Annotated in this window: 14 protein-coding genes; 10 read left to right on the top strand and 4 right to left on the bottom strand. The window is 66.0% G+C overall.

The window, feature by feature from the left end:
- Positions 1-119 precede the first annotated feature (119 nt).
- From L6D89_RS08385 to L6D89_RS08355, 7 genes are all read left to right on the top strand, one after another.
- Complete coding sequence (locus L6D89_RS08385; protein ID WP_236199348.1) at positions 120-887, top strand: hypothetical protein; 768 nt, start codon at positions 120-122, stop codon at positions 885-887.
- Positions 888-1,028: 141 nt separating this feature from the next.
- A complete protein-coding gene (locus L6D89_RS08380) occupies positions 1,029-1,700 on the top strand; it encodes an RDD family protein (RefSeq protein WP_373874942.1) in 672 nt (223 codons plus the stop codon).
- Complete coding sequence (locus L6D89_RS08375; protein ID WP_236172915.1) at positions 1,697-2,683, top strand: stage II sporulation protein M; 987 nt, start codon at positions 1,697-1,699, stop codon at positions 2,681-2,683. The genes L6D89_RS08380 and L6D89_RS08375 overlap by 4 nt, the downstream gene beginning before the upstream one ends.
- The gene (locus L6D89_RS08370) at positions 2,670-4,265 is read left to right on the top strand and encodes a DUF4129 domain-containing protein (protein ID WP_236199346.1); all 1,596 of its coding nucleotides are present in this window, start codon (positions 2,670-2,672) and stop codon (positions 4,263-4,265) included. The genes L6D89_RS08375 and L6D89_RS08370 overlap by 14 nt, the downstream gene beginning before the upstream one ends.
- Entirely contained in the window at positions 4,262-5,551 is a 1,290-nt protein-coding gene (locus L6D89_RS08365; RefSeq protein ID WP_236199345.1) for a DUF4350 domain-containing protein, read from the top strand. Before L6D89_RS08370 ends, L6D89_RS08365 begins: the two co-directional genes overlap by 4 nt.
- Positions 5,548-6,558, top strand: coding sequence for an AAA family ATPase (locus tag L6D89_RS08360; protein WP_236199344.1), 1,011 nt, complete (start codon positions 5,548-5,550; stop codon positions 6,556-6,558). Before L6D89_RS08365 ends, L6D89_RS08360 begins: the two co-directional genes overlap by 4 nt.
- Positions 6,555-7,883 (top strand): DUF58 domain-containing protein, encoded by a 1,329-nt coding sequence (locus L6D89_RS08355; protein WP_236172919.1) that lies wholly within the window; start codon positions 6,555-6,557, stop codon positions 7,881-7,883. Before L6D89_RS08360 ends, L6D89_RS08355 begins: the two co-directional genes overlap by 4 nt.
- Before the next feature lie 139 nt (positions 7,884-8,022).
- On the opposite strand, the gene L6D89_RS08350 is transcribed toward L6D89_RS08355, so the two are convergent.
- From L6D89_RS08350 to L6D89_RS08340, 3 genes are all read right to left on the bottom strand, one after another.
- Positions 8,023-8,382: a PilZ domain-containing protein gene (locus L6D89_RS08350; protein WP_024762632.1), complete on the bottom strand. Its 360-nt coding sequence runs from the start codon at positions 8,380-8,382 to the stop codon at positions 8,023-8,025.
- Positions 8,383-8,442: 60 nt separating this feature from the next.
- Positions 8,443-8,865, bottom strand: a complete 423-nt coding sequence (locus tag L6D89_RS08345; protein WP_236172921.1) for a DUF4124 domain-containing protein — start codon at positions 8,863-8,865, stop codon at positions 8,443-8,445.
- A gap of 75 nt (positions 8,866-8,940) precedes the next feature.
- On the bottom strand, positions 8,941-9,309 hold the full coding sequence (locus L6D89_RS08340) for a hypothetical protein (RefSeq protein ID WP_236199343.1): 369 nt from the start codon (positions 9,307-9,309) through the stop codon (positions 8,941-8,943).
- Between the two features lie 99 nt (positions 9,310-9,408).
- Between L6D89_RS08340 and L6D89_RS08335 the strand changes: the two genes are divergently transcribed.
- From L6D89_RS08335 to pyk, 3 genes are all read left to right on the top strand, one after another.
- Positions 9,409-10,221 carry an outer membrane protein assembly factor BamD gene (locus L6D89_RS08335; protein ID WP_236172923.1) on the top strand — a complete coding sequence of 271 codons (813 nt, stop codon included), beginning with the start codon at positions 9,409-9,411 and terminating at the stop codon, positions 10,219-10,221.
- A 102-nt stretch (positions 10,222-10,323) separates the two neighbouring features.
- Positions 10,324-11,232, top strand: a complete 909-nt coding sequence (locus L6D89_RS08330; protein ID WP_236199342.1) for a universal stress protein — start codon at positions 10,324-10,326, stop codon at positions 11,230-11,232.
- A gap of 106 nt (positions 11,233-11,338) precedes the next feature.
- Positions 11,339-12,790, top strand: a complete 1,452-nt coding sequence (pyk, locus tag L6D89_RS08325) for a pyruvate kinase (protein ID WP_045211036.1) — start codon at positions 11,339-11,341, stop codon at positions 12,788-12,790.
- 677 nt (positions 12,791-13,467) lie between these two features.
- Here pyk and L6D89_RS08320 read toward each other — a convergent pair.
- Positions 13,468-14,241 carry an enoyl-CoA hydratase-related protein gene (locus L6D89_RS08320; protein WP_236172925.1) on the bottom strand — a complete coding sequence of 258 codons (774 nt, stop codon included), beginning with the start codon at positions 14,239-14,241 and terminating at the stop codon, positions 13,468-13,470.
- Positions 14,242-14,395: the final 154 nt, after the last annotated feature.

Raw genomic sequence — 14,395 nt, 5'->3', positions numbered from 1 at the left:
GCCTCCAGGACTGGTTTTACGGAAATTTCCACGAATTATTCGAGAAGCGTCCCTATAAGCAGCATTAGCCTGCCCCCGCAAACTCCTGCGCCCCAACCCAGCGCCACTGGAGCAATCAGATGAGCACCGAGACCTCTCCCAATCCATTCGCACCACCTGCCAGTTCCCTGCAGGACCCAATTGCCAGTGGCACGGTGCCAAGCATCGAGGAAGCCCTGGCCCGCGGTTATGACTTTTCCATCGATGGCCTGATCAAGGATGCCTGGCAGCGCGTCAGCGGCAGCAAGGGCCTGATCATCGCCGGCTTCATCATCTATGGCGTCGTCGTCCAGGCCGTCAGCTTCGTTCTGGGCATGCTGTTTGGCGTGGGCTATGCGACTTCCGGTGCCGAGCCCAGCACCGGGGCTGTCGCCCTGCAGATGGTCGTGGGTATTCTCGCCGGCACCGTGGGCTATCCCTTCCTCGCCGGCATCAACATGCTTGGCATCCGCCGCGCAGCCGGCCAGCCGATCTCCTTCAACGAGATGTTCAGCCATTTCGGCCAGTTCGTTCCGCTGCTGATCACCGGCCTGCTCATGACCGTCCTGATCTATATCGGCATGTTGCTGCTGGTATTGCCTGGCATCTACCTGAGCATCGCCTACGTCCTGGCGATTCCGCTGGTGGTGGAACGCAAGCTGAGCCCCTGGCAGGCGCTGGAAGCCTCGCGAAAGGCCATCACCCAGCACTGGTTCAAGATCTTCGGCCTGTTCCTCCTGCTGGCTCTGATCATGCTGGTAAGTGCCATCCCGCTGGGCATCGGCATGGTCTGGACCCTGCCGCTGGCGATCATTTCCGTCGGCGTGCTCTACCGCAGCATTTTCGGCGTACTGCCGCCGGCCAAATGATCAAATCGGCCTGAGCCTGCCAGCGCGGTTGCCTCGTCGCACCGCGCTGGCTAGCATCTGGCCCTCAGCCATTGACAGCGGTTTCCCTTGAGCCCAGCAGACTTCCCCTCCCACGCGCCCGTCCTGGATACCCGCTACCACGTGGAAACCCCGGAAGGCATCGACCTGCTGCTGCGTCCTGCCGGTGTCGTCCCCCGCGCCCTCGCCTACCTGATCGACCTGGGTATTCGCGTGCTGCTGATGGTGGCGCTGTTCATGCTGCTGGCCTTCCTTGGCGAGCTGGGCACAGGCCTTGGGCTGATCCTCACCTTCATCATGACCTGGTGGTACATGGTGCTCTTCGAAGTGCTCAACCAGGGCCGCTCTCCCGGCAAGCAGATGATGGGCCTGCGCGTGGTGCACGATGACGGCACGCCAATCGGCTGGTCCGCCTCGCTGCTGCGCAACCTGCTGCGCTTCGCCGATATCCTGCCGTTCGGCTACACGCTCGGGCTGCTCAGCTGCCTTTCCAACTCCGGGTTCAAGCGCCTGGGCGATCTCGCCGCGGGAACCCTGGTGATCTACCGTGATCCGCCGCCGAGCCGTCCGCAGGTGCCGGAGACCACGCCCGAGCTTGCGCCCTGGCCCTTGAGCCTGGAAGAACAGCGCGCCCTGATGAGCTTCGCCGAACGCGGCACGCAGCTTTCCGCCGCACGCCGAGAGGAACTGGCCGGAATCCTCGCGCAACCACTGGGCATCGCTCCTGAACAAGCCGAGGCACGCCTGAATCGGATCGCCAGCGGTTTGCTGGGCAACGGGACGGGCCACCCATGAAGCAGGCCTTCTTCGAACAACGCCACCAGGGCAGCTGGAAACGCTTCGCCAAGCGCCTGGAGCAACTGGAAGGCGGCAAGCGCCAGGAACCCAACGAGAAGCCCGAGGAGTTCGCTGCCGACTACCGGCGCATCTGCCAGCAACTCGCCCTGGCCCAGGAACGCGGCTACAGCAGCCACCTGATCGACCAGTTGCAGCAACTCGCCATGCGCGGGCACCAGCAGTTCTACCGCCATCGCAGCCACCTGGGGGCACGCATCCTCGGCTTCCTGGTCGCCGGCTTCCCGCGCCTGGTGCGCGAGGAGTGGCGCTGCATTGCCATCGCCAGCCTACTGTTCTATGGCAGCCTGCTGCTGATGGGCGTGCTGGTCTACCACTTCCCCGACCTGGTCTACAGCGTCATGGCACCGGAGCGGGTTGCCGAGATGGAATCGATGTACTCGCCGGACACCACGCGGCTGGGCCCCATGAGCACGCGCGACGCCGGCGACGACTGGCAGATGTTCGGCCACTACATCATGAACAACATCGGCATCGCCTTTCAGACCTTCGCCAGCGGTCTGCTCCTGTGCGTCGGCAGCCTGTTCTTCCTGCTGTTCAACGGCGTAGTGATCGGCACCGTCGCCGGCCATCTGACCCAGGTCGGCTACATCGAGACGTTCTGGTCCTTCGTCATCGGCCACGGTGCCTTCGAGCTGACCGCCATCACTTTCTCCGGTGGCGCCGGCCTCAAGCTCGGCTGGGCGCTGCTCTCGCCCGGCCGCCTGAGCCGCCTCGAGGCCCTGCGCCAGGCCGCCGCCCGCGCCGTACAGCTGATTGGCGGGGTGATCCTGATGCTGCTGATCGCCGCCTTCGTCGAAGGCTACTGGTCCTCCATGACGCAGTTCTCGGCGACCGTGAAGTACCTTGTCGGCGCTTGCCTTTGGCTGCTGGTGGGCAGCTATTTCCTGTTTGCCGGACGGAGCCGTCATGCGCCTGACTGACGCCAGCGTCGCCATCCGTCCGCGCAGCGCCTGGGAGGCGCTGGACCTGGGCATCCTGCTCGCACGCCGGCACGCCGGTGTGCTGATGGCCAGTTGGGCGATCGTCACCCTGCCGGTGTTCGTGCTGCTCTCCGTGCTGCTGTGGAACTACTCCAGCTGGGCGGTGCTGATCTTCTGGTGGTTCAAGCCCGCCTTCGAGCGACTGCCGCTGTACATCCTGTCGCGCTCGCTGTTCGGCGATACACCGACACTCAAGGAAGCGCTCCGGGCCTTCCCCGGCCTGCTGAAGACGCAACTGCTGCCCAGCCTGCTGTGGCGCCGCCTGAGCCCGACGCGCAGCTTCGACCTGCCGGTGCTGCAGCTCGAAGGCCTCAAGGGCCAGGCGCGCAGCCAGCGTCTGGTGGTGCTCGGCCAGCGCAATGCCGGCGGCGCCACCTGGCTGACCATCGTCGGCATGCATTTCGAACTGGCGCTGTGGCTGGGCTTCTCTGCACTGATGTACCTGATGCTGCCGCAACAATGGGTGGACGACTGGAAATGGCAGTCGCTGATCAGTGTTGCCCAGGGCGGCTGGGCCTGGCTGGAGCACGTCAGCAACCTGATCTACGCGCTGCTGCTGATCGTCTGGGAACCGGTGTACGTCGCCTGTGGTTTCACCCTCTACCTCAACCGCCGCACCGAGCTGGAAGCCTGGGACATCGAACTGGTGTTCCGCCGCCTGCGCCAGCGCCTGATCGGCAGCGCCTATGCCTTGCTGCTGGTCGTGGCCGGGGCCTTCGCCCTATTGCCCGGCAGCGACGCGCTGGCAGCCGAGCCGGCCCCCGCGAGCAAGGCCAGTCAAAGCTGCCCACTGCCCGATCAGAACCCGGACGGCCCGCAGGGTGCGCGCCTGACCCAGCAGAAGCTCAACAGCGAGGACTCACGCAGCGCAGCGGAAAAGATCCTCGCCGCGCCGCCCTTCACGAACAGCGAGAAGGTCACCCGTTGGCGCCTGCACGAAGACCAGAAAGAGCAGAAGCCGACAGACCCGGACGAGGCCAGGCGCCTGAAGAGCTTCTTCGAGGCGCTGGGCAACTGGAAGGCCTTCAAGTTCGCCGCACAAGGTATCGAAGTGCTGCTCTGGGGCCTGCTGTTCACCGTCATCGCCCTGGTCATCTGGCGCTACCGCGAATGGCTGCGTCTGTTCGTCGGGCGCATCGGCCTGCCGCAGAAGCCGCGCCGCGAAGCGCCCAGCGTGCTGTTCGGGCTGGAACTGGCGCCGGAAACCCTGCCCAGCGATGTCGCCAGCGAAGCCGAGCGCCTGTGGGACGAACAGCCCCGCGCCGCGCTCGGCCTGCTCTATCGCGCCCTGCTCAGCCGCCTGCTGCACGACTTCCGCGTGCCGCTGCGGGAATCGACCACCGAAGGCGAAGTGCTCGAGCGTGTGAGCGACCTCAACGACCCGCCGCTGGACAACTTTGCCCGCAGCCTGACCCAGCAGTGGCAGGCGCTCGCCTATGGTCACCGCACACCGCAAGCCGAGCTCAAGCAGCAGTTGTGCGATGAGTGGCGCCACCTGTTCGGCCACGAGGTGCGGGCATGAAGCGCAGCAATCTTGCCCTGCTGGTGCTGCTCGTCCTGCTGGTGCTGGGTGGCATCGGCTATTACCTGTACCGCAACCTCGAGCCCTACACCGAGACCATCGAGCACGGTGCCGCCCCGGAGGCTCGCGCCAATCCCTATCTCGCCGCCGAGATGTACCTGCGTGGCCGCGGTATCCGCGTCAGCAGTGCCCGCGGCATGGAAGTGCTGGACCAGTTGCCGAGCAAAGGCCAGACCCTGATCCTGCTGGGCACCCGCGAAAACGTCACGCCAGCGCAGAACGCCCGCCTGCTCGACTGGGCCAATCGCGGTGGTCACCTGATCGTCACCGCGGAAAGCCTGTGGGACGAGGACGAAGGCAAGAGCGGTGATCAGCTGCTGGATCAGTTGGGCGTGCAGCAGTTCCTCAGCGCCGACCTGAAGGACAAGGACGGGGAAAAAGCCGCTGCGTCCGACGGCCAGTCGGCAGGTTCGTCCGCCGACCAGCCGCAGGGCGACACCGCCAAGCCGGAAGTGGAAGAAGAACATCCGGACCAGGCTGGCGGCGCCCACGACAACGAGGCCGCGGAAGCGGATCCCTACCCGAACCTGACCAAGCTCTACCTGGAAAACGAGAAGGCCCCCGCCTACATCGACTTCGACACCGACTACCACCTGTTCGACTCGAAGAACCTCGCCTACGCCTGGGCCAACAGCAGCGACTCCACCCACCTGCTGCAACTGCAGCAGGGCCAGGGTTTGATCACCGTGCTCACCGACAACTGGATCTGGCAGAACGGCGAGCTCGACGCCTACGACAATGCCTGGCTGCTCTGGTACCTGGCCCAGGACAGCGCGGTCACGATGGTCTACCGGGCCGACGGCACCAGCCTGATGACCCTGTTGCTGCGCTACTTCCCACAGGCCTTGCTGGCCGCCGTCCTGCTGCTGGTACTGGTGCTCTGGCGCAACGGCCTGCGTCAGGGCCCGCTACAGCCCAACCCGGATCGCAGCCGCCGCCAGCTGGAAGAACACCTGCGCGCCGGTGCCGACTTCATCCTCCGCCAGCGCGGCCAACTCGCCCTGTTGCAGGGCCTGCAACGTGACGTGATGCGCCGGGCGCGGCAGCGCCAGCCCGGCTTCGACCGCCTGCCGGTCGCCGAACAATGGCAAGCTCTGGGCCGCATGACGCGCATGTCGGTCAGCGCCATCAGCCAGGCCATGCGCCCCTATCCGCAACAGCGCATGGCCGTCGCCGAATTCACCCGCCAGGTCGCGCACCTGCAAAGCCTCAGGAATGCCCTATGAGCGAACAGACGCCTGAACCCTCCAGCACCACCGCCCCCAATGCCGCCGCCCAGCGCCAGCGCGCCAGCCAGTTGGCCCAGGCGTTGCGCCACGAACTGCAGAAGGCCCTGATCGGCCAGCAGAGCGTGATCGACGACGTGCTGACGGCCCTGCTCGCCGGCGGCCACGTACTCATCGAAGGCGTTCCCGGCCTGGGCAAGACCCTGCTGGTGCGCGCCCTCGCCCGCTGCTTCGACGGTGGCTTCGCGCGCATCCAGTTCACTCCCGACCTGATGCCCAGCGATGTCACCGGCCACGCCGTGTACGACCTCGCCACCGAGCAGTTCAAGCTGCGCAAGGGCCCGGTGTTCACCCACCTGCTGCTGGCCGACGAAATCAACCGCGCCCCGGCCAAGACCCAGGCCGCGCTGCTGGAGGTGATGCAGGAGCGCCAGGTCACCCTCGAAGGCCGCGCCCTGCCGGTGCCGCAGCCGTTCATGGTGCTGGCGACGCAGAACCCCATCGAGCAGGAAGGCACCTACCCGCTGCCCGAGGCCGAGCTCGACCGCTTCATGCTCAAGCTGCGCATCGACTACCCGCTCGAGGCCGAGGAGCAGACCCTGGTGCGCCAGGTCACCCGCTCGGCGCGCAGCGACATGCTCGACGTGGCGCCGATGCGCGCCCTGCTCAAGGACAAGGACGTGCTGGCGCTGCAGAAGATCGCCGCCGACCTGCCCATCGACGACCAGGTGCTCGACTATGCCGTACGCATTGCCCGCACCACCCGCAACTGGCCGGGCCTGGCACTGGGCGCCGGGCCGCGTGCGTCCATCGCCCTGGTACGTTGCGCGCGTGCACGCGCGCTGCTGCGCAGCGGCGACTTCGTGATCCCGGATGACGTCAAGGGCAGCGCCCTGGCCGTGCTGCGCCATCGCGTGCGGCTGTCGCCGGAACTGGAGATCGAAGGTCTGTCGGTGGACCAGGTGCTGCAACAGCTGCTCGACCAGGTACCGGCGCCGCGCGTATGAAGCCATCGCGCGCGCTCCTCGCGTTGCTCGGCGTCCTGCTGGCGATCGCCATCGCCCTGGGCGCTGCCGCGGCTCTGGACTCGGGGTCGGAGCTGCTCGCCCGCCTCTGGTGGGGGGCGCTCTGCGCGCTGATCCTGCTGGCGCTGGCCGACGCCCTCTGGCTGCGCCGCACGCCGTCGCCGGAGCTGCAGCGCCAGTTGAGCGGCAACCTGCCGCTGGGCCGCTGGAGCGAAGTGCGCCTGCAGTTCCATCATCGCTACGCCCAGCCGCAACGCATCACGGTGTTCGATCACCTGCCCGCCGGCATGGCATTCGAATACCTGCCGCAGACCGTCGAACTGCACCCGGGCGAACAGACCGAACTGGGTTATCGCGTGCGCCCACTGTCCCGCGGGCATTTCGTCTTCCCGCGCTGCGAGATCGAGCTATCCAGCCCGTTGCGCCTGTGGAAGGGCCGGCGTTACCTGGAGCAGCGTGACGAAACCCGGGTCTATCCGGACTTCGCGCGCATCTACGGCGCCGAACTGATGGCCGTGGACCACTGGCTCAACCGCATCGGCGTGCGCTCCGGGCAGCGCCGAGGCCTGGGCCTGGATTTCCACCAGCTGCGAGAATTCCGCGATGGCGACACCCTGCGGCAGATCGACTGGAAGGCCACCGCGCGCAAGCGCACGCCCATCGCCCGCGAATACCAGGACGAGCGCGACCAGCAGATTCTCTTCCTGCTCGACTGCGGTCGGCGCATGCGCAGCCACGATGGCGACCTCTCGCACTTCGACCACTCGCTCAACGCCAGCCTGCTGCTGGCCTATGTCGCCCTGCGCCAGGGCGACGCGGTGGGCCTGATGACCTTCGCCGGCGACCAGCCACGCCACCTGCCACCGGCCAAGGGCAGCGCCCAGCTCACCGCCCTGCTCAACAGCGTCTACGACCTGCGCAGCAGCCAGCGTCCAGCGGACTTCCCCGCCGCCGTGCAAGCCGTACTCACGCGTCAGCGCCGCCGCGCACTGGTGGTGATAGTGACCAACCTGCGCGACGAGGATGACGAGGAACTGGTGGCCGCGGTGAAACGCCTCGGACGCCAGCACCGGGTACTCGTCGCGAGCCTGCGCGAGGAGGTGCTCGATCGCCTGCGCCAGGCGCCGGTGGAAGGTTTCGAAGACGCCCTGGCCTACTGCGGCGCGGTGGATTACCTGAATGCCCGCGCCGGTCTCCACGAGAAACTCGCCGCCCACGGCGTGCCGGTGCTCGATACGCGGCCGAGCCAGCTGGGGCCGGAACTGATCAGTCGCTACCTGGGCTGGAAAAAGGCCGGCGCGCTGTAAGCCAGCGCTGCCGCACGCGCGCAGCGCAGCGCAGCGCAGCGCAGGTGGCAAGCCTGGCTCATCGGTATACGCCTTGCAGTCGCTTCAGCGGGAATCCTGTCCTGCTCTACCGGTCAGATCGGTCAGCGCGTCCTGCGCTTCAGACCGACTCCACCTGCCGGCGAAAACTGAAATAACGGCGCAGCGCGTCGACCAGTTCGACGTACTCCGTCGGCGCCGCCGCCAGGCTGAAGCCCGAGTCGTAGTTGCCCGGATTGACGTCCTCGCGGCACCACTGGCAGGTGGCGGCGAACTCGATCAGTTGCAACTTGCCGTCATGCCCGGGAATCTTCAGGCGCATTTCGAAGCGGCCACCCACCAGCATCGGCAGCTGGCTGATCAGGAGCAGCCCATCCAGCGACACGTTGCCCAGGTAACCCATCGGTTTGTCGGTGATGCTGTTGAACACCTTCAGGTAGTAGGGCAGCTGATGGCGCTCGATATGTCGTTGATGACGCATAATGGCGTTTCGCTATGAAATATCGTCCAGTATGACGATGCCGCCCCCGCAGGGCCAGTCCTAACGACAACCTTCCGCCAGTCGTGCGCCAAGCGCCTGACGAGCGGCGTCGAGCTGTGCATCGCTGTAGTAAGTCCTTTCACCACTGCCGTCCTGCGTGAAGTAACGCCCGCCATGACTGATCGACTCGAGGTCATGGCGCCACTTCGCGCACTGCTGGTCCAGCTTGGCCTGCTGCTCCGCCGCCCGGCTCTGGGCGGCGCTGCTTTCGTCTCGACGCGCGTCGTAGAAGCGGCGGGTACGTTCCTCCCGCTCGCGGGTAGCCGCGTCACGCTCGACAACCTGCGGCTTGACCTCGACACGTTGCGCCCCGGGCGGTGGTGTTTCGCTGAAGTGCACCTTTCCCTGAGCGTCGGTCCAGCGGTAGATATCCGCCGAGGCGAGCAGGGGGAAACACCAGGCGCAGAGCCACAGGGCACGCATTCGAACCTCCTCCGTGAAGTCACCCAAGAGATTAGCCAGCTATCGGCACCGCTCAAGTCGGCCCGCGACCGCCGGTCAGGGCGTGACGGGGTAGCTGCGCGAATCGGCGGGTAGCCGGCCATTCAGACGCAGCGTTTCCAGCCGCGCCTTGGCCCGGTAAGCATACTCGCTGGTGGGGTAGCGGGCGATGATGAACTGGTAGGTCTGCGCCGCATCGAGGTAGAACTTCTCACGCTCCAGGCACTGCCCGCGCAGCATGGAGATTTCCGGCTGGATCCACGGCCGGGCGCGGGCCTTGCGCTCGGTTTCCGAGAGCTCCAGTTGCACCCGCTGGCAGTCCCCGCTCTTGTAGGCGCGGTAGGCGTTGTTCAGGTGATAGTTCATCGACCAACTGGTGCAGCCGGTAACACTCAGCGCCAATAGCGCGAGGAAAAGGGTTCGCATGGGCATATCCTCCGTTGGGAAGTGTATCGGCCCGTCTTGGCCGTACTGTAGCCCGCCACTAGACTCACGTGGACTTCGCCCTGGCGCAAAGGAGCTGCCATGCGTTTCGTCCATGCCCTACCCCTCGTCATGCTGCTGCCCTGGCTCGCCGCCTGCGCCCCCACCACGCCGCTGTTCGTCGCCCAGATCACTACCGGCGAAGTGGCCGAGTACAAGCAGCTCAAGAACAAGCGCATGACTGCCGCCGTCGAGGAGGAAGGTGATCTGCTCACCTACAGCGCCCAGGCCATCCGCGATGGCAAGAGCAGCGAAGCCGAGCAGCTCTACCTCACCGGCTACGACAACACCCGCTACGGCCCGGAGGTGCGCGCCATCGCGCTGTACCAGATCGGCCTGATCTACATGAGCCGCTACAACGACCAGCGCGATGACCGGAAGGCGATGGACTACTTCCAGCGCATCGACCGCGAATTCCCCGGCACTCAGGCCGCGCAGCATGCCGATGCCCGTGAGCTGGTCATCCAGCAGCGTGCCAAGGACCCGGTGCAGAAGACCGCCAAGCAACTGCTGGCCGACTGGCAACCGCAGTACAACCTCGACCTCAACAAGCCGACCCTCGACCCGGACATGACCCTGCTGTCGCGCCGCGCCGTGCTCAAGGACCGCGTCGACGAGGCCGCGCAGCTCTACCTGCTGGGCGCCAACGATCCGGCCATCCCGCCGGACATCCGCGAGAAGGCGCTGTACCAGTTGGGGCTGATGTACATGGCGCCGGACAACCCGCACCCGGATCGCGAAAAAGCCATCGCCTACCTGCGCCGCCAGCTCGCCGAATTCCCCAACGGCGAACTGGCCGACAAGGGCGCCCGCCATCTCGACCGCGCGCTGAACCAGACCTCGCCGCGCAGCTGACGGCAGGCCCGGCGCGCGCCGCTGAGCCACGTCAAGGCACGCGGCCGGCGGCAATGTCTACGCTTGCTCTGCAATGAGCGCAGAGCACGCGAGGACTCCGCCATGAAGCTGCAGCACCTGCTTGTCATCATCGACCCGACCCGCAAGGACCAGCCCGCCCTCACCCGCGCCCGCTGGATCGCCCAGCGCTGCGGCGCGCGCCTGGAGCTGTTGGCCTGCGAGTACAACCCGGCGCTGGACAATGCCCTGCTGCTGGAACGTGGCGACCTGGACGCCGCCCAGCGCAACCTGCTGGACGAACGCCTGGCCTGGCTGCAGGCGCTGGCCGAGCCGCTGCGCGCGGGCGGCCTCGATGTGCACTGCCAGGTGCGCTGGGGCAAGGCCCTGCACCATCAGGTCGTCCTCCACTGCGAGCAGACCAGGCCCGACCTGGTCCTCAAGTCGGCACACCACCACGGTCTGCTCAAGCGCCTGTTCCTCACCAACAACGACTGGCAACTGATCCGCCATTGCCCGCAGCCGCTCTGGCTGGTGCAGCATGGCGAATGGGTCGGGAAGAATCTGTGCGCCGCCGTCGATCCCCTGCACGCCGGGGACACTCCGGCCGCGCTGGATCACCGGCTCATCACGGTCGCCCGCGAACTGGAACAGCGCCTGCAGCTCGACGCCCATTACCTGCACGCCTATATGGCGCTGCCGCACACCCTGGCGTTCAACGCCGAACTGCTGGCCGACTACGACAACTACGTACTGCGCACCGAGGCGCATCACCGTGAAGCCTTCGACGCCCTGCTGGCGGGTTATCCACAGATCGACCGCACGCATACTCATCTGGGCCAGGGGTTTGCCGAGGAAGTCATCCCCACCTATGTGAAGGAGCACGGCATCGACCTGCTGCTGATGGGCGCCGTTGCCCGCGGGCAGCTGGACAACGCGCTGATCGGCCAGACCGCCGAGCGGGTCTTCGAGGAGGTCGAATGCGATCTGCTGGTGATCAGACCCGGCGTCTGAGAGAGCCACCTGAAAGAGTCATCTGAAAGAGAGTAAGATGGCGCCCTGGCTGCCTCGGACCCGCTCGCGGGGCAACCTGACCGCTGCTTTCCCCTAGGAGTCCCGCATGTCCCTTCGCCGCACCAAGATCGTCGCCACCCTCGGCCCAGCCAGCAACTCTCCCGAAGTCCTGGAGCAGCTGATCCTCGCCGGGATCGACGTCGCCCGCCTGAACTTCTCCCACGGTACTCCCGACGAACACCGCGCCCGCGCCCAACTGGTGCGCGACATTGCCGCCAAGCACGGTCGCTTCGTGGCACTGCTGGGCGACCTGCAGGGGCCGAAGATCCGCATCGCCAAGTTCGCCAACAAGCGCATCGAACTGGCCGTCGGCGACACCTTCCGCTTTTCCACCAGCCACCCGCGCACCGAAGGCAACCAGCAAGTGGTCGGCATCGACTATCCGGACCTGGTGAAGGACTGCGGCATCGGCGACGAGTTGCTGCTGGACGACGGCCGCGTGGTCATGGTGGTGAAGGAAGTGAAGGCAGACGAACTGGTCTGCGAAGTGCTGATCGGCGGCCCGCTGTCCGACCACAAGGGCATCAACCGCCGTGGCGGCGGCCTCACCGCGCCGGCCCTGACCGAGAAGGACAAGGCCGACATCAAGCTGGCCGCAAGCATGGACCTGGACTACGTCGCCGTGTCCTTCCCGCGTGACGCCAAGGATATGGAATACGCCCGCAGCCTGCTCACCGAAGCCGGCGGCACCGCCTGGCTGGTGGCCAAGATCGAGCGTGCCGAAGCGGTGGCCGACGACGAAGCCCTGGACGGCCTGATCCGCGCCAGCGACGCGGTGATGGTGGCCCGTGGCGACCTCGGCGTGGAAATCGGCGACGCCGAGCTGGTAGGCATCCAGAAGAAGATCATTCTGCACGCACGCCGCTACAACAAGGCCGTGATCACCGCGACCCAGATGATGGAGTCGATGATCCACAACCCGATGCCAACCCGCGCGGAAGTCTCCGACGTGGCCAACGCCGTGCTCGACTACACCGACGCCGTGATGCTCTCCGCCGAGTCCGCCGCCGGCGAATATCCGGTGGAAGCGGTCAAGGCCATGGCGCGCATCTGCGCCGGCGCCGAGAAGCACCCGACCACCAAGAAGTCCAGCCACCGTATCGGCCAGACCTTCGAGCGCTGCGACGAGAGCATCGCCCTGGCCACCATGTACACCGCCAACCACTTCCCCGGCATCAAGGCGATCATCTGCCTGACCGAAAGCGGTTACACCCCGCTGATCATGTCGCGCATCCGTTCCTCGGTGCCGATCTTCGCCTACTCCCCGCACCGCGAGACCCAGGCCCGCGTGGCGCTGTTCCGTGGCGTGGAGACCATTCCGTTCGACCCGGCGGCCCTGCCGCCGGAGCGTGTCAGCCAGGAAGCCGTCGACGCGCTGCTGCAGCGAGGCGTGGTGACCAAGGGTGACTGGGTGATCCTGACCAAGGGCGACAGCTACACCACCCAGGGCGGCACCAACACCATGAAGGTGCTGCACGTGGGCGACCTGCTGGCCTGACCCCGCGTTCGGAGCAAAAAAGGCCGCCCCTCGGGGCGGCCTTTTCATTTGCGTTGCCGGGGACCTTGTTGGAGCGAGCTTGCTCGCGAACCAAGAAGGCAGCGGGAGCTGGTTCGCGAGCAAGCACTGGGCGTGCCCCTCGGTCCTACAAAGAGCAGGAACCCGCGCTGCTCAATTCCTGCTCAATCTACGCCAAGCCCTGTGGCGCCTGGCTTGCAGCGGTTGCATCAGAGCTTATCCACAGCGCCTTCCACACCTTATGTGGGCAACCTGCCGGGCATCGCTCAAATACCGCTCAATCCCCTGCAAGCCACAGCTGGCGCGGGCTGGCCGGGTTGCCCCAGAGCTTATCCACAGCACGCTCCACAGATTGTGTGGGCAAACTTTCCCGGCGATTCAGACCTATCGCGGACAAAGCCCACCCCACGCAAGGCGTGAGATTTGTGCAGGAGCGGACTCTGTCCGCGATGACTAATCGCCGCCCTGTTGTTGGCCTTGGCGTGTGGATCAGCCAATCGCGGACAAAGTCCGCACCTACGCCAGCGGTGAGCCGCTTGGTGTTCCCTGCAGGACCGAGGGGCACGCCCAGTGCTTGCTCGCGAACATCCTGCCCAGGGGCACCGATGCCAATCCGTAGGGCGTACAACCGTTCGCGGTTGTACGCCGACCGGTAGCGCTTACAGGAACTTCGAGAAGTCCGGCTGGCGGCGCTGGGTGAACGCACTCAGTGCTTCATGGGCTTCCGGCGAATGCAGGCGCTGGACGAAATGCTGGCCCTCTTCCGCCACGACACGGCGCAGCTCTTCGATGAAGGGCGCTTTCAGCAGGCGCTTGCTCAGCGCCACAGCGGCCGGCGGCAGCTGCTGGAAGGCCTGGCAGACCTCGCGGGCGCGCTGCAGCGCCGCCGCGCCATCTTCCAGCGCCTCGTTGGCGATGCCATAGGCCACGGCCTGCTCACCGGTAAAACCTTCGCCGCGCAGCAGCAGGCTGGAAGCCTTCACCGGGCCGACCAGACGCGGCACCAGGAAACTGGAGCCGAATTCCGGGCACAGGCCCAGGTTGACGAAGGGCATCTTCAGCTTGGCGCCCCTGGCGATGAACACCTGGTCGCAATGCAGCAGCAGCGTGGTGCCGATGCCCACGGCCGGGCCGGCGACGGCAGCGACCACCGGCTTGGTGAACTCCATCAGTGCGCGCATGAAGCGGAATACCGCGCTGTCCGGGCCGCTCGGCGGCTCTTGGAGGAAGTCGACAATATCGTTGCCGCTGGTGAAACACTCGGCGTTGCCGGTAATCAGCACCACGCGCACCGAACGATCCTCCTGCGCCGCTTCCAGGGCGTCGGCCAGCCCCGCGTACATGGTGCGGGTCAGCGCGTTCATCTTGTCCGGACGGTTCAGGCGCAGGGTCAGCAGGCCCTCTTCGCGCTCGACGAGAATCTGTTCACTCATGGCAATTCCTTGTTCTTATTGAAGTGAGAGGACCGGTTCAGAACCTTTTCAACACCTCGCGAGCTAGAGCAGAACAAGGCGGGAGCAGGCTGATAAAGCGGAGTTTACATCGTGTAAATGAGCATTTTTCAGCCTGATTCCAACGCAGTTATGC

Source organism: Pseudomonas pseudonitroreducens (assembly GCF_021603645.1).
Classification (GTDB): Bacteria; Pseudomonadota; Gammaproteobacteria; order Pseudomonadales; family Pseudomonadaceae; genus Pseudomonas; species Pseudomonas pseudonitroreducens.
The sequence above is the reverse complement of the archived record's forward strand: the minus strand, read 5'-3'. Positions and strand labels throughout refer to the sequence as shown.

Excerpts from the sequence above, each read along its gene's own strand:
- L6D89_RS08320 (WP_236172925.1), bottom strand. The coding sequence starts at position 14,241 with ATGAGTGAACAGATTCTCGTCGAGCGCGAAGAGGGCCTGCTGACCCTG.
- L6D89_RS08365 (WP_236199345.1), top strand. The coding sequence starts at position 4,262 with ATGAAGCGCAGCAATCTTGCCCTGCTGGTGCTGCTCGTCCTGCTGGTG.
- L6D89_RS08370 (WP_236199346.1), top strand. The coding sequence starts at position 2,670 with ATGCGCCTGACTGACGCCAGCGTCGCCATCCGTCCGCGCAGCGCCTGG.
- L6D89_RS08385 (WP_236199348.1), top strand. The coding sequence starts at position 120 with ATGAGCACCGAGACCTCTCCCAATCCATTCGCACCACCTGCCAGTTCC.
- pyk (WP_045211036.1), top strand. The coding sequence starts at position 11,339 with ATGTCCCTTCGCCGCACCAAGATCGTCGCCACCCTCGGCCCAGCCAGC.
- L6D89_RS08340 (WP_236199343.1), bottom strand. The coding sequence starts at position 9,309 with ATGCGAACCCTTTTCCTCGCGCTATTGGCGCTGAGTGTTACCGGCTGC.
- L6D89_RS08350 (WP_024762632.1), bottom strand. The coding sequence starts at position 8,382 with ATGCGTCATCAACGACATATCGAGCGCCATCAGCTGCCCTACTACCTG.
- L6D89_RS08355 (WP_236172919.1), top strand. The coding sequence starts at position 6,555 with ATGAAGCCATCGCGCGCGCTCCTCGCGTTGCTCGGCGTCCTGCTGGCG.
- L6D89_RS08345 (WP_236172921.1), bottom strand. The coding sequence starts at position 8,865 with ATGCGTGCCCTGTGGCTCTGCGCCTGGTGTTTCCCCCTGCTCGCCTCG.
- L6D89_RS08335 (WP_236172923.1), top strand. The coding sequence starts at position 9,409 with ATGCGTTTCGTCCATGCCCTACCCCTCGTCATGCTGCTGCCCTGGCTC.
- L6D89_RS08375 (WP_236172915.1), top strand. The coding sequence starts at position 1,697 with ATGAAGCAGGCCTTCTTCGAACAACGCCACCAGGGCAGCTGGAAACGC.
- L6D89_RS08360 (WP_236199344.1), top strand. The coding sequence starts at position 5,548 with ATGAGCGAACAGACGCCTGAACCCTCCAGCACCACCGCCCCCAATGCC.
- L6D89_RS08330 (WP_236199342.1), top strand. The coding sequence starts at position 10,324 with ATGAAGCTGCAGCACCTGCTTGTCATCATCGACCCGACCCGCAAGGAC.